The organism is Reyranella sp., from assembly GCF_004296935.1.
Lineage (GTDB): Bacteria > Pseudomonadota > Alphaproteobacteria > Reyranellales > Reyranellaceae > Reyranella.
Genome location: NZ_SCVH01000076.1, coordinates 1 through 11,786, shown reverse-complemented (window position 1 = coordinate 11,786; position 11,786 = coordinate 1). Strand labels below are relative to the sequence as shown.

Genomic DNA, 11,786 nt, shown 5'->3' with positions numbered 1-11,786 from the left:
AAAATAAAGGCCCCCGGTCGAAGCCGACCGGGGGCCGAAATTGGTAGCTGGGGGCGGACTTGAACCGCCGACCCCGGCATTATGAGTGCCGTGCTCTAACCAGCTGAGCTACCCAGCCATGGGTGGGCGCTATTAAGCGGCGGGGCCGGGACCTGTCAAGAAAAGCGCCGGATGAAGCCTCCGCCCAGGACGCGGCTGCCGGTCGCGGCGTCGTAGATCACACAGGCCTGGCCGGGCGAGACGCCGATCTCGGGTTCGGCGAAGTGGACAGAGGCGCCATCGCCTAAAAGCTCGATTTCAGCCGGGCGCAGTGCCTGGCTGGAGCGCACGCGCACCTGCACCGGGACACGGCCCTCCAGCGCCGGGCCGATCCAGTTGAGATCATAGAGCGCCATCTCTGTCCGGCCGAGCGCGGCACGCGGCCCCACGACGACGCGGCGCGCTTCGGGGTCGAGCCGCACGACATAGAGTCGGTCGTTGTCAGTGCCGTCGCGCTCGCCCAAGGCCAGTCCGCGGCGCTGGCCCACGGTGAAATGCACGATGCCGTCGTGGCGGCCGACCACGCGGCCCCGCAGGTCGACGATCTCGCCGGGTTCGACCGCCTCGGGCCGGAGCTTCTGCACGACGGCGGCATAATCGCCACCGGGTACGAAGCAGATGTCCTGACTGTCGGGCTTCTCGGCCACCGGCAGGTCGAAGCGCTCGGCCAGCGCCCGCGTCTCGCTTTTGGGCAGGTGACCCAACGGGAAGCGCAGGTAGTCGAGCTGCTCGTGCGTCGTGCCGAACAGGAAGTAGCTCTGGTCGCGCGCCGGATCGGCGCCGCGGTGCAGCTCCGGCCCCGCCTCACCCAGGACGCGCTGGACATAGTGGCCTGTCGCCAGCGCATCGGCGCCGAGTTCGCGCGCGGTCCTGAGCAGGTCGCGGAACTTCACCGTGCGGTTGCAGGCGATGCAGGGCACCGGGGTCTCGCCGCGCACATAGGCATCGGCAAAGGAGTCCATCACCTCGGTACGGAAGCGGCTTTCGTAGTCGAGGACGTAGTGCGGGATAGCGAGCCTTTCGGCGACCTGGCGGGCATCCTGGATATCCTGACCGGCGCAGCAGGCGCCCTTCTTGCCGACGGCGACGCCATGGTCGTAGAGCTGCAGGGTGACGCCTACGACGTCGTAGCCCTGCTCCTTCAGGAGCGCGGCGGTGACCGACGAGTCGACGCCGCCCGACATCGCAACCACCACGCGGGTGTCGCCGGGCGCCTTGTCGAGATCGAGGGAATTGCGGGCCATGACGGGGCCTATATAGGCCTGCCGATCAGGCCACAACAGGCCCGCCAGCTAGTCGCGGCGCGGGCTGGTGTCGCGGACGGCCTTGGCGACGCCGTTGCTGTCGTAGACGATCTGGACGCGATCGCCCATCTGGACGTCGCCATCGTCATACTGGGCGATCTTCACCTGGCTGCCGTTGTCCTTCTGCACCGTCACTTCGATGCCGCGCCTGGAACTGCCGCGGTCGACGGCCGTACCGGCGATGGCGCCGCCGATCGCACCCAGCAGGCCGCCCACGACGGCGCCGCCCACGGAGTTGGTGGTGGCGGCACCGATGGCCGCACCACCCGCCGCGCCCAGGCCGCCGCCGATCAGCGTGCCGTCGTTCATGCCCGAGCCACTGCTGCCGCGCACCGACACTTCACGGATGGCCATCACCCGGCCGGTTTCGCCGCGATAGCTGCCTTGGGCCGAGGTGTTGACCACGCCGGGTTGAACGCCGCCGCTGCTGCCGGTGCAGGCGCCGAGGCTGCCGATCATCGCCACGGGTATCAAAAGGCTCATGAGCAGCTTGCCGAACATTCCAGAAATCCTTCTCTCGGACACGATCTCGATCACATGGAACGCTTCAGATCAGTCGGGGGGTCACGAGCCGTCACGCACGACCTTGGCGACGCCCTGGCGGTCCTGAACGATCCGGACACGGTCGCCGAGCTGTACATCACCGTCGTCGCGCTGCGCCACCGTGACCTTTTGACCATTGTCGCGCTGGACCACCACCTCGATGCCGCGGCCGGCGCCACTGTCGCCGTCGATGATACTGCCGGCGATGGCGCCACCGACGGCGCCGAGCAGCGCGCCGACCAGCATGCCGGCGACCGAATAGCCGCTGGAGGCGGCACCAAGGGCCGCGCCACCCGCCGCACCGGCCATGCCGCCGATCAGCCCGCCGTTGCCCGAGCCGCCGCCTGCCCCGCGGAGGCTGATCTCGTTGATCGAGACCACTCGTCCACTGCCGCCGACGGCGGCGAGACTACCGTTGGCGGCACCTGGCGTGGCGGCCGATGTGCTGACGATACCGGGTTGAACGGCGCCGGACTCACAGGCGGTCAGTCCCGCTGCCAGGAGTAACGGCAGCAGCGAAAGACGCACCCAATTCCCGATCATGACGGCCTCCCGAACGGCATAGTCTCGCCGGCATTTTCGACCAAATTGCGGCGTGCGGCTAGTCGCGTTCCTCGATCCAGGCGGCCTGGATGGCCTCCAGGATCTTCTCGTTGGAGCGGTTGGGATCGTCCTCAAAACCAGGCAATTCCATCACCCAGCGATGCAGATCGGTAAACCGCAGGTTGACGTTGTCGATGCCGGGATGGCGTTCCTCGAGCTCTATCGCGATATCCCGAACGTCGGTCCAGCGCAATTTGCCCGCCATCGTCCGCCTCCTACTTGTCGACCATCATGTTCCGGGTCGCCGCCGGCAGGCGCACAACGAGCCCGTCGAGCGCCTCGCTCATCAGGATCTGACAACCCAGGCGCGAAGTGTGGGTAAGGCCGAAGGCGAGGTCGAGCATGTCCTCCTCGTCCTCGCTGGCCGGCGCCAGCTTCTCGAACCATTCCTTCTCGACGACGACATGGCACGTCGAACAGGCCAGCGAGCCTTCGCACGCGCCCTCGATATCGACGTGGTTGCGGTGGGCGATCTCGAGCACCGAGAGGCCGAGCGGTGCGTCCACTTCCTTGCGCGACCCGTCTTTGAGAATGAACGTCAGTTTCGGCATCGAATGCTCCGCTACTCCCCGACTCTGCTTTCCAATTCGCCGACCGACAGTCCCGCCAACGCCTCGCGAATACCTCGATCCATGCGTCGCTCGGCGAAGGGCTTGGACACGGTTTCCAGCGCCTCGGCGGCAGCGTTGATCGCGTCGCGATCGTCGCCGGTGATCGCAGCCTCGAGGCGGGCCCGCCCCTCGTCGATGGCGGCACGCTCCTCGGTCGTGAGCAGGGCACCGTCCTTGGCGAGTGCGGCGTCAAGCGCCAGCAGGCTGCGCCGCGACTCGACCCGCGCTTCGGCCAGGAGCCGCTGCATCATGTCGGTCTCGGCATTGTCGAGACTGTCATAGAGCATGTCGGCCATATCCTCGTGGCTGAGCCCGTAGGACGGCTTGACCTCGATACGCTGCGCCACGCCGGTCGTGCGCTCCTCAGCCGAGACGGCGAGAAGACCGTCGGCGTCGACGGCAAAGGAAACGCGGATCCGGGCAGCACCTGCCGTCATCGGCGGAATGCCGGAGAGCTCGAAGCGCGCCAGGCTGCGGCAGTCGGCCACCATCTCGCGCTCGCCCTGCACGACATGAATCGCCATGGCCGTCTGGCCGTCCTGGTAGGTGGTGAACTCCTGCGCCAGCTGCACCGGGATCGGTGTATTGCGCGGCACGACCTTCTCGACGATGCCGCCCATGGTCTCGAGTCCCAGAGACAGCGGCGTGACGTCGAGCAGCAGCGTGTCGCCGCCGCCGGTGAGCGCCTCGGCCTGGAGCGCGGCGCCCAGCGCCACGACCTCGTCGGGGTCGATATCGGTCAGCGCCGGCTTGCCGATCATGCCGGCCACTTCCGCCCGCACCAGCGGCAGGCGGGTCGAACCGCCAACCAGCACCACGCCCTGCACGTCGGACGCCGTCATGCCGGCATCGGTCAACACATTGGCAGCGATTTCGAGGGTGCGTGCGACGGGGGCTTCGATCATCGCCTCGAATTCGCCGCGCGTGAGCGTATGGAAGGAGGGCGTGCCGGCAACTTCGAGGCGGCCCGATGTCTGGTCGCGCTCCGAGAGCTGCTCCTTCATCTGCCGCGCAAGTACTAGCGCGGTCTTGACCGCGGCTTCGTCGACCCGGTCGGCAAGCCCATCCTTCTTGCGTTCGGCCAGCATGCGCTCGGCGATGGCGCGGTCGAAATCGTCGCCGCCGAGGGCTGCGTCGCCACCGGTCGCCAGGACCTGAAACACGCCCTTCTCCAGGCGCAGCAGCGAGAAGTCGAAGGTGCCGCCGCCCAGGTCGTAGACTGCGTAAAGACCTTCGGAACCCTTATCGAGGCCGTAGGCCAGCGCCGCCGCCGTCGGCTCGTTGACCAAGCGCAATACCTCGAGGCCGGCGACACGCGCGGCATCGCGGGTGGCGGTCCGGGCAGCGTCGTCGAAATATGCCGGCACGGTGATCACCGCACGCTCGACCGGCTTGTCGAGGGCGGCTTCGGCACGGGCGCGCAAGGCCTTGAGAATCTCAGCCGAGATCTCGACGGGCGAACGCGCCTTGCCGCCGATCCGCAATTTCACCATGTCGGTCTGGCCGCTGCCGGGCTCGATCTCGTAGGGCAGGACACCAGCCACGGCATGGAGGTCGGCGGCGCCGCGGCCCATCAGGCGCTTGATCGACGCCACCGCGTTGCGCGGCTCGCGCGCCATCACCAGACGGGCCTCCTCGCCCACCAGCACGCCGCCCGCTTCTGGATAAGCCACGACCGACGGCACCAGCGCATTGCCGGCCTCGTCGTGCAGGGCCGCCGGCACACCTTCACGCGCGATCGCCACCACCGAATTGGTCGTGCCGAGATCGATGCCGACGGCAAGCGAGGCCTCGCCGGCGTGCGGCATCGGCGTTTCGCCCGGCTCGTGGATCTCCAGCAGACTCATGCCTTCACTCGTTGCAGATTTGTGCGCCTGGCGCGCGCCTCCTCGGCGAACTTGTCGAGGTAGCGCAGGCGAAGGAGCGCCTTTCTGATGGCGGCCTTGTCGTGGCGCAAGAACAAAGTGCCGAGCCCGGCAAGTGCCTGCTGCATGTCCTGTCGCGCTTGCGCGGCCAATGCATCGACCGCCTCCGGGGTTGTGGCTTCGTGCAGCGCCTCACGCGCTTCCATCGCCTCCATCAGGAGATCGGGGTCGTCGATGGTCTTGCCGTCGCCCGGCAGTTCGACGCCGTTTAGTCCGGCGAGATAGACGGCGCGCGACAGCGGATCCTTCAGGGTGCGATAGGCGTCGTTCAGCCCCGCTGCCTCGGTCGAAGCCTTTGCCCGCTCTTCGGGCGGATGGCCGACGAAGCGGTCAGGATGCCACTGCCGCTGGGCCGTGAAATAGGCCCGGTCGAGCGTCGCGGGCTCCAGATCGAGCGCCGCCGGCAATCCCAGCCGCGCGAAGTGATCCATGGCTCTACTTCAGACGTGGAAGGATTCGCCGCAGCCGCAGCGGCCCTTCTCGTTCGGGTTCGTGAACACGAAACCCGACTTCAGCTTCTCCTCGACATAGTCCATCTCGGTGCCGATCAGGAACAGCGACGCCTTGGGATCGATCAGCAGCTTCACGCCGCCCGTCTCCACGACCTCGTCCATCGGTTGCTGGGCGTCGGCGAACTCGAGCGTATAGCTCATGCCCGAACATCCCTTCGTCCGGACGCCGATGCGGATGCCCGCGGTCGGCTTGCCGCGTCCGTCGATCAGTGCCTTGACGCGCTCAGCGGCAGCCGGCGTTACCGACATTACCTGCGGCCGCGGCCGGCGAACGCGCGGCGCGGCGGCAGGTGCGGCCGCAGGTGTTGCCACGGCGGGCTGGGATGTCTCGGTGGTCGTGCTCATGACGCTCTGCTCCGAAATCTTCGGCAACCTACTCGGCGGCTTCCTTGGGTTCGTCCTTCTTCGACGCCTTGGCGCGATAGTCGGCAATCGCCGCCTTGATCGCGTCCTCGGCCAGCACCGAGCAGTGGATCTTGACGGGCGGCAGCGCGAGATGCTTGGCGATATCGGTGTTCTTGATGGTCTCGGCCTCGTCGATCGTCTTGCCCTTGACCCACTCGGTTACGAGCGAGCTGGACGCGATCGCCGAGCCGCAGCCGAAGGTCTTGAACTTGGCGTCCTCGATCAGCCCGTCCGGGCCGACCTTGATCTGCAGCTTCATGACGTCGCCACAGGCCGGCGCGCCAACCAGACCCGTGCCGACATCCTCGGCGTTCTTGTCGAGCGAGCCGATGTTGCGGGGATTCTCGTAGTGATCGAGCAACTTTTCGCTGTAGGCCATGACGCTCTCCTCAAATCTTCCTTCAAGCCTTCGCTGGCCTCAGTGGGCGGCCCATTCGATGGACTTGATATCAATTCCTTCCTGGGACATTTCCCAGAGCGGGCTCATTTCGCGCAGCTTGGTGACGTGGTGCACCAGCTCTTCGACGGCGGTATCGACTTCATGCTCGGTCGTGAAGCGCCCGAGCCCGATTCGCAGCGACGTATGCGCCATCTCTTCTTCGACGCCGAGTGCGCGCAGCACGTAGCTGGGCTCGAGCGAGGCCGAGGTGCAGGCCGAGCCCGACGACACCGAGAGGTTCTTGATGCCCATCATCAGCGACTCGCCCTCGACATGGGCAAAGCTGATGTTGAGGTTGCCGGGAATGCGCCGTTCGAGGTCGCCGTTGACATAGATTTCCGCCAGCTTGGCATTCAGCCCCTTCAACATGCGGTCGCGCAGCCTGGTGAGGCGCACCGCCTCCCCGTCCATTTCCTTCATGCAGATCTCGGCCGCTTCGCCCAAGCCGACACAGAGCGGCGTCGGCAAGGTGCCCGAGCGGAAACCGCGCTCCTGGCCGCCGCCCACGATCATCGCGACCAGCCGCACGCGCGGCTTGCGGCGGACGTAGAGCGCGCCGATGCCCTTGGGGCCGTAGATCTTGTGTCCTGAAATGCTCATCAGGTCGATGTTCATCGCCTCGACGTCGAGCGGGATCTTGCCGGCGGCCTGGGCCGCATCGGTGTGGAAGAACGCGCCCTTCTCGCGGCAAATCTTGCCGATCTCGGCCAGCGGCTGGATGACGCCAATCTCGTTGTTCACGGCCATGATCGAGACGAGCACCGTCTTGTCGGTGACGGCGGCGCGCAATTCGTCGAGATCGACGAGGCCGTCCTTCTTCACCGGCAGATAGGTAACGTCGAAGCCCTGCTGCTCGAGATGGCGGCAGGTGTCGAGGACGCACTTGTGCTCGGTCACCGTGGTGACGATGTGATTGCGCCGGTCCTTGTAGAACTCGGCCACGCCCTTGATCGCGAGGTTGTTCGACTCGGTGGCGCCCGAGGTGAAGATCACTTCCTTCTCGTCGGCGCCGATCAGCTTGGCGACCTGGCCGCGCGCCTTCTCGACGCCTTCCTCGGCTTCCCAGCCGTAGCTGTGGCTGCGCGACCCCGGATTACCGAACTTGTAGGTGAAGTAAGGCATCATCGCTTCCAGGACGCGCGGGTCCATCGGCGTCGTGGCCTGGTAGTCGAGGTAGATCGGCTGGTCGTTGCGCCGAATCTGGGTAATGGCGGTCATGCTAACCCCTTGAAAGTCCTAGGCCGCGCGGGCTTGGGCAATATCCGAGCGTCCCACTCGGATATATAGGTCCCGCCACGCGGCGATCAAGCGTTCGATATCCTCCGAAACAGTACTCCAGCCGAAGCTGATTCTGAGCGCCATCTCGGCTTCAGCAGATTCCACACCCATGGCCAGGAGCACCGCCGAACGCGTCACCTTGCCCGAGGAGCAGGCCGCCCCGGCCGACACACAAATGCCGGCCAGGTCGAGCGCCATGACCTGGGTTTCCGCCCGAACGCCCGGCATGGAAATGCAGGTCGTATTGGGCAGCCGATCGACACCCGCACCATAGACCCGCGCCGCCGGCGCGATCTCGAGCAGTGCCGTCTCCAGATGGTGGCGCCATTCCGTTGTCGCCAGTCCGCCGGTTGCTTCGGTCGCGGCGGCGCCGAAGCCCGCAATCCCGGCGACATTTTCCGTACCGGCACGACGATTGGATTCCTGCCCGCCACCAACTCGGTCAGACACGAACGGCGCGCCGCTGCGCACGACGAGCGCGCCGACACCGGTCGGGCCGCCAAACTTGTGGGCCGAGAGGCTGAGATAGTCGACGCCGAGCCCATGCAGATCGACGGGCACCTTGCCCGCGCCCTGCACGGCATCGCAATGCACCAGCGCGCCGGCAGCATGCGCCACACGCACGACATCGGCGATCGGCTGCAACACGCCGGTTTCATTGTTGGCGAACATCACCGACACCAACGCCGGCTCCGTGGACGCCGCCAAACTCTTGTCCAGAACGCCGAGGTCGACGATGCCGTTGGCGTCGACCGGCAGTATCTCCCCGCCAGTGGCCGCCTTCAGCACGCTGTCGTGTTCGACGGCCGAAACCAGCAGGCGCTTGCGGCCTGCCCCGGCGAGGGCTGAATTGTTGGCTTCCGTTCCACCCGAGGTGAAGACGACCTCCGCGGGCCGGGCGCCGACCAGTGCCGCTACCTGCCGACGCGCTGTGTCGAGGCGCGCGCGTGCCGACCGGCCGGCACGATGCACCGATGACGGATTGCCACCCGCCCGCAACGCCTCGACCATGACGTCGAACACAGCCGGCCGGAGCGGGCTGGTGGCGTTGTGATCGAGATACGCGAACGCAGGCATGGAGGCGGCCTTAGCTGGCAGCGGCCATCGAATCGGACTTGGCCGGGCTCGGCGCCTCGACGAGCCGCGTGCTGATCTTGCGCTCCAGCACGTCGAGCAATGTCACCGAACTCAGGAATGCGTGGATCTGGTTGCCCAGTTCCTCCCACAGATCGTGGGTCAGGCACTTGCTGCGATCCGCCCGGCAGCCGGCCTCCCCCATCTCGGTGCAGCGCGTGGCGCTGATGGGCTCATCGACAGCCAGAATGATCTGGGACACGCGGGTCTCCGCCGAGCTGAGCGCCAGGCGATAACCGCCGCCCGGGCCGCGCACGCTCTTGACCAATCCGGCGCGCCGCAACCGGGCAAAGAGCTGCTCCAGATATGACAGTGAGATTTCCTGTCGGGTCGCGATGTCCGACAATGACACCGGTTTGGCTTGTGCGTGACGGGCCAAATCGACCATCGCCATGACGGCGTAACGTCCTTTGGTGCTGAGCTTCACAGCATCCTCCTCGTGCCGGCGCCTGCCGGCCGTCGTGACCGAATGCCTAAAGGTCTTGAAAACCAAGGCATTACTAAGATATTCCAACCCCCAACACGGGAACTGGGGAAAAACCAACTCACCGGGTAGGATTTAGTTAATCCGAGTAGTTTGGTCAAGTATCAAGATTCCCCCTTAAGACAAAGCACCTTTGGCCCCTTCGGATGGTCCAAATTGGTGAACAACCGGAGCCTCCATGCCTGATGTGATGTTTACCGGCCCCGAGGGTCGCCTTGAGGGCCGCTATCACCAGAGCAAGGAAGAGCACGCCCCGATTGCCCTGATCCTGCATCCCCACCCGCAGTACGGCGGGACGATGAACCATAAGGTCGTCTTTTCCCTGTTCCACGTCTTCGTGAACCGGGGCTTTTCTGTCCTGCGGTTCAACACCCGCGGCGTCGGCCGCAGCCAGGGCCGGTTCGACAACGGCATGGGCGAGCTCAGCGACGCCGCCGCCGCCCTCGACTGGCTGCAGAGCATGAACGCCGATGCCAAGTCATGCTGGATCGCCGGCTACTCGTTCGGCGCCTGGATCGGCATGCAACTCCTGATGCGCCGCCCCGAGATCGACTGTTTCATCTCGGTGTCGCCGCCAGCCAACTCCTACGACTTCACTTTCCTGGCACCCTGCCCCGCCTCCGGCCTGATCGTGGGCGCGGAGAAGGACGAGGTGGTGCCGCTCGCCGACATCCAGAAGTTGGTGGCAAGACTGTCGCTGCAGAAGGGCATCACCGTCGAGTCGCGTACCGTGAAGGGCGCCAACCACTTCTTCCACGACTCGCTCGACAAGCTCGCGGTCGATGTCGACAAGTACGTCGCCAAGAGCCTGCTCACCCCACCGGGCCGCGCGACGAGCAACAAGGAACCCTGAAACCTACGGCAGATGCAGCGTGCCGCCGGTCAGCGGCCGAGGCGCGCCCGTCGTCGTCGGAAAGGTGAGCGGCAGGCCGCGCAGCGAGCGCACCGCCAGGAATCCGAACGCGTGAGCCTCCAAAGCGTCGCCGTCCCAGCCGAGATCGGCCGCGGTCACGACCTTGCCGCGCGTCTCTTCGGCGATCGCCCGCAGCAGCGTCGGATTGCGCGCACCGCCGCCACAGATCACCCATTGCACAACGGGCGCAGGAAAATGCCGGGCCGCCAACGCCACGGCGCGCGCCGTGCCGGCCGTCAGCGTGGCGGCACCATCGGCAGCCCCCAGCCCTTCCGCCCAGGCGTCGCCGAAATCGCCGCGGTCGAGCGACTTCGGCGGTATCTTCGCGAAGAAGCGATGCTCGCTGAAGCGCGCCAGCCGCGTGCGGTCGACCGTGCCCGTCGCCGCCAGCATGCCGTCCTTGTCGTAGCGCTGGCCGGCGCGACGCATGCACCAATCGTCAATCGGGCCGTTGCCCGGGCCGGTGTCGAACGCCAGGAGCGAATCGTCGGCGCCTATCCAGGTGACGTTGGCGACCCCTCCAACATTCACGATGGCCAGCGGCCGCGGCAGATCGCGCGCGAGGGCCGCATGATAAACCGGCACCAACGGCGCCCCCTGCCCGCCTGAGGCCACGTCGGCGCTGCGCAGGTCGTTGACCACGCGCACGCCCAAAGAACGCGCCAGCGCCGCACCATCGCCGATCTGCCAGGTGAAGCGCTTTTCCGGCCGGTGCGTGATCGTCTGGCCATGGAAGCCCACGAGGTCGATGGTCGACAGCGCGATGCGCTGTTCCGCCGACCAGCGCCGCACGGCAGTCGCGTGCGCGTCGGTCACGGCCCGCTCAGCGGCGCGGGTGGCGTCGGTGGGAAGCTCTGCCCCGAAGGCCGCCCGGATCAAGCGCCGCACATCGTCCGCATAGGGGATAGTGAGGCACGGGCCGAGGGACGCGATGCGTTCGCCATCGGTCTCGATCAGCGCCACATCGACACCATCGACCGAGGTGCCGCTCATCAGGCCGAGCGCGCGCATCATGCGACCGCCGCCAAACTCAAATACGCACGCATGCGCTCGACGAAGGGTCCGTCCTGAACCGGATCGAACCGCCGAGCGGTTGTCCAATCGTAGACAATCCAGGCCACGCGCCCACGCTTTTCGTCGGGTTCCGACCGATAGCGCGGAATGATATGGGTGTGGAGCTCCGGCTCGCTATTACCGAGCGTCTCGTAGTTGATCCGGTAGGCATCGGTCACCGCGAGAAGGGCATCGCCGGCAAGAATCACATCCAGCGAATATTGGCTACGCTGGGCCCGATCCATCACATTGATGCTCTCGACCACCGGATCGGCCAGCAGGACGCAGTAACCCGGCAGGGGCTGGACGTCGCCAATGACCAGCCAGCCCGACTTCATCCGGCAAATCACGAATTGGTTCTCTCCGCGCCGCGCTGCTTCAACTCGCTCCACGATCAGATTGACCAAATTACGCTCCGTTGAGACGCGGGCACGCCCATGTTACACCCGCGCCCTTCGCGGACAAACGGCCGAGCGGCGAGATGACGGGTTTCAAGTCGGATTTCATGCGTGTCGTGCACGAGCGCGGCATGGTGCATCAATG

At 66.2% G+C, this 11,786-nt stretch carries 15 protein-coding genes and 1 tRNA gene; 1 reads left to right on the top strand and 15 read right to left on the bottom strand.

Annotated elements, in window-relative coordinates:
• Window positions 1-41: 41 nt before the first annotated feature.
• From EPO55_RS10745 to EPO55_RS10685, 13 genes are all read right to left on the bottom strand, one after another.
• Window positions 42-118: transfer RNA gene (locus EPO55_RS10745), tRNA-Met, on the bottom strand.
• Between the two features lie 37 nt (window positions 119-155).
• Complete coding sequence (mnmA, locus tag EPO55_RS10740; RefSeq protein WP_296336759.1) at window positions 156-1,283, bottom strand: tRNA 2-thiouridine(34) synthase MnmA; 1,128 nt, start codon at window positions 1,281-1,283, stop codon at window positions 156-158.
• 48 nt (window positions 1,284-1,331) lie between these two features.
• Entirely contained in the window at window positions 1,332-1,844 is a 513-nt protein-coding gene (locus EPO55_RS26145) for a hypothetical protein (RefSeq protein ID WP_363718893.1), read from the bottom strand.
• 63 nt (window positions 1,845-1,907) lie between these two features.
• The gene (locus EPO55_RS10730) at window positions 1,908-2,429 is read right to left on the bottom strand and encodes a hypothetical protein (RefSeq protein ID WP_296336758.1); all 522 of its coding nucleotides are present in this window, start codon (window positions 2,427-2,429) and stop codon (window positions 1,908-1,910) included.
• Window positions 2,430-2,487: 58 nt separating this feature from the next.
• Window positions 2,488-2,694 (bottom strand): Fe-S cluster assembly protein IscX, encoded by a 207-nt coding sequence (gene iscX, locus EPO55_RS10725; RefSeq protein WP_296336757.1) that lies wholly within the window; start codon window positions 2,692-2,694, stop codon window positions 2,488-2,490.
• Between the two features lie 10 nt (window positions 2,695-2,704).
• A complete protein-coding gene (locus tag EPO55_RS10720) occupies window positions 2,705-3,040 on the bottom strand; it encodes a ferredoxin family 2Fe-2S iron-sulfur cluster binding protein (protein ID WP_296336756.1) in 336 nt (111 codons plus the stop codon).
• 11 nt (window positions 3,041-3,051) lie between these two features.
• Window positions 3,052-4,947 carry a Fe-S protein assembly chaperone HscA gene (gene hscA / locus EPO55_RS10715; protein ID WP_296336754.1) on the bottom strand — a complete coding sequence of 632 codons (1,896 nt, stop codon included), beginning with the start codon at window positions 4,945-4,947 and terminating at the stop codon, window positions 3,052-3,054.
• Window positions 4,944-5,456: a Fe-S protein assembly co-chaperone HscB gene (gene hscB / locus EPO55_RS10710; RefSeq protein WP_296336753.1), complete on the bottom strand. Its 513-nt coding sequence runs from the start codon at window positions 5,454-5,456 to the stop codon at window positions 4,944-4,946. The genes hscA and hscB overlap by 4 nt, the downstream gene beginning before the upstream one ends.
• A 9-nt stretch (window positions 5,457-5,465) precedes the next feature.
• Window positions 5,466-5,882, bottom strand: coding sequence for an iron-sulfur cluster assembly accessory protein (locus EPO55_RS10705; RefSeq protein WP_296336752.1), 417 nt, complete (start codon window positions 5,880-5,882; stop codon window positions 5,466-5,468).
• A gap of 28 nt (window positions 5,883-5,910) precedes the next feature.
• Window positions 5,911-6,321 carry a Fe-S cluster assembly scaffold IscU gene (gene iscU / locus EPO55_RS10700; protein WP_296336751.1) on the bottom strand — a complete coding sequence of 137 codons (411 nt, stop codon included), beginning with the start codon at window positions 6,319-6,321 and terminating at the stop codon, window positions 5,911-5,913.
• A gap of 39 nt (window positions 6,322-6,360) precedes the next feature.
• Window positions 6,361-7,599 (bottom strand): IscS subfamily cysteine desulfurase, encoded by a 1,239-nt coding sequence (locus tag EPO55_RS10695; protein WP_296336750.1) that lies wholly within the window; start codon window positions 7,597-7,599, stop codon window positions 6,361-6,363.
• A gap of 18 nt (window positions 7,600-7,617) precedes the next feature.
• Window positions 7,618-8,736, bottom strand: a complete 1,119-nt coding sequence (locus tag EPO55_RS10690) for a cysteine desulfurase family protein (RefSeq protein ID WP_296336747.1) — start codon at window positions 8,734-8,736, stop codon at window positions 7,618-7,620.
• A gap of 10 nt (window positions 8,737-8,746) precedes the next feature.
• Window positions 8,747-9,220, bottom strand: a complete 474-nt coding sequence (locus EPO55_RS10685; RefSeq protein WP_296336745.1) for an Rrf2 family transcriptional regulator — start codon at window positions 9,218-9,220, stop codon at window positions 8,747-8,749.
• 235 nt (window positions 9,221-9,455) lie between these two features.
• Here EPO55_RS10685 and EPO55_RS10680 point away from each other — a divergent pair, with 235 nt between their 5' ends.
• Window positions 9,456-10,130 (top strand): alpha/beta hydrolase, encoded by a 675-nt coding sequence (locus EPO55_RS10680; RefSeq protein ID WP_296336743.1) that lies wholly within the window; start codon window positions 9,456-9,458, stop codon window positions 10,128-10,130.
• A gap of 3 nt (window positions 10,131-10,133) precedes the next feature.
• Here EPO55_RS10680 and EPO55_RS10675 read toward each other — a convergent pair whose 3' ends face one another.
• Both EPO55_RS10675 and EPO55_RS10670 read right to left on the bottom strand, forming a co-directional pair.
• A complete protein-coding gene (locus EPO55_RS10675; RefSeq protein ID WP_296336741.1) occupies window positions 10,134-11,204 on the bottom strand; it encodes an anhydro-N-acetylmuramic acid kinase in 1,071 nt (356 codons plus the stop codon).
• Window positions 11,201-11,650 (bottom strand): hypothetical protein, encoded by a 450-nt coding sequence (locus tag EPO55_RS10670; RefSeq protein WP_296336739.1) that lies wholly within the window; start codon window positions 11,648-11,650, stop codon window positions 11,201-11,203. The genes EPO55_RS10675 and EPO55_RS10670 overlap by 4 nt, the downstream gene beginning before the upstream one ends.
• Window positions 11,651-11,786 lie beyond the last annotated feature (136 nt).

What these genes read in the sequence shown, in the direction of transcription:
- EPO55_RS10690 (WP_296336747.1), bottom strand. Translation starts at nt 8,736, where the DNA reads ATGCCTGCGTTCGCGTATCTCGATCACAACGCCACCAGCCCGCTCCGG.
- hscA (WP_296336754.1), bottom strand. Translation starts at nt 4,947, where the DNA reads ATGAGTCTGCTGGAGATCCACGAGCCGGGCGAAACGCCGATGCCGCAC.
- EPO55_RS10675 (WP_296336741.1), bottom strand. Translation starts at nt 11,204, where the DNA reads ATGATGCGCGCGCTCGGCCTGATGAGCGGCACCTCGGTCGATGGTGTC.
- iscX (WP_296336757.1), bottom strand. Translation starts at nt 2,694, where the DNA reads ATGGCGGGCAAATTGCGCTGGACCGACGTTCGGGATATCGCGATAGAG.
- iscU (WP_296336751.1), bottom strand. Translation starts at nt 6,321, where the DNA reads ATGGCCTACAGCGAAAAGTTGCTCGATCACTACGAGAATCCCCGCAAC.
- EPO55_RS10695 (WP_296336750.1), bottom strand. Translation starts at nt 7,599, where the DNA reads ATGACCGCCATTACCCAGATTCGGCGCAACGACCAGCCGATCTACCTC.
- EPO55_RS26145 (WP_363718893.1), bottom strand. Translation starts at nt 1,844, where the DNA reads ATGTTCGGCAAGCTGCTCATGAGCCTTTTGATACCCGTGGCGATGATC.
- mnmA (WP_296336759.1), bottom strand. Translation starts at nt 1,283, where the DNA reads ATGGCCCGCAATTCCCTCGATCTCGACAAGGCGCCCGGCGACACCCGC.
- EPO55_RS10680 (WP_296336743.1), top strand. Translation starts at nt 9,456, where the DNA reads ATGCCTGATGTGATGTTTACCGGCCCCGAGGGTCGCCTTGAGGGCCGC.
- EPO55_RS10720 (WP_296336756.1), bottom strand. Translation starts at nt 3,040, where the DNA reads ATGCCGAAACTGACGTTCATTCTCAAAGACGGGTCGCGCAAGGAAGTG.
- EPO55_RS10705 (WP_296336752.1), bottom strand. Translation starts at nt 5,882, where the DNA reads ATGAGCACGACCACCGAGACATCCCAGCCCGCCGTGGCAACACCTGCG.
- EPO55_RS10730 (WP_296336758.1), bottom strand. Translation starts at nt 2,429, where the DNA reads ATGATCGGGAATTGGGTGCGTCTTTCGCTGCTGCCGTTACTCCTGGCA.
- hscB (WP_296336753.1), bottom strand. Translation starts at nt 5,456, where the DNA reads ATGGATCACTTCGCGCGGCTGGGATTGCCGGCGGCGCTCGATCTGGAG.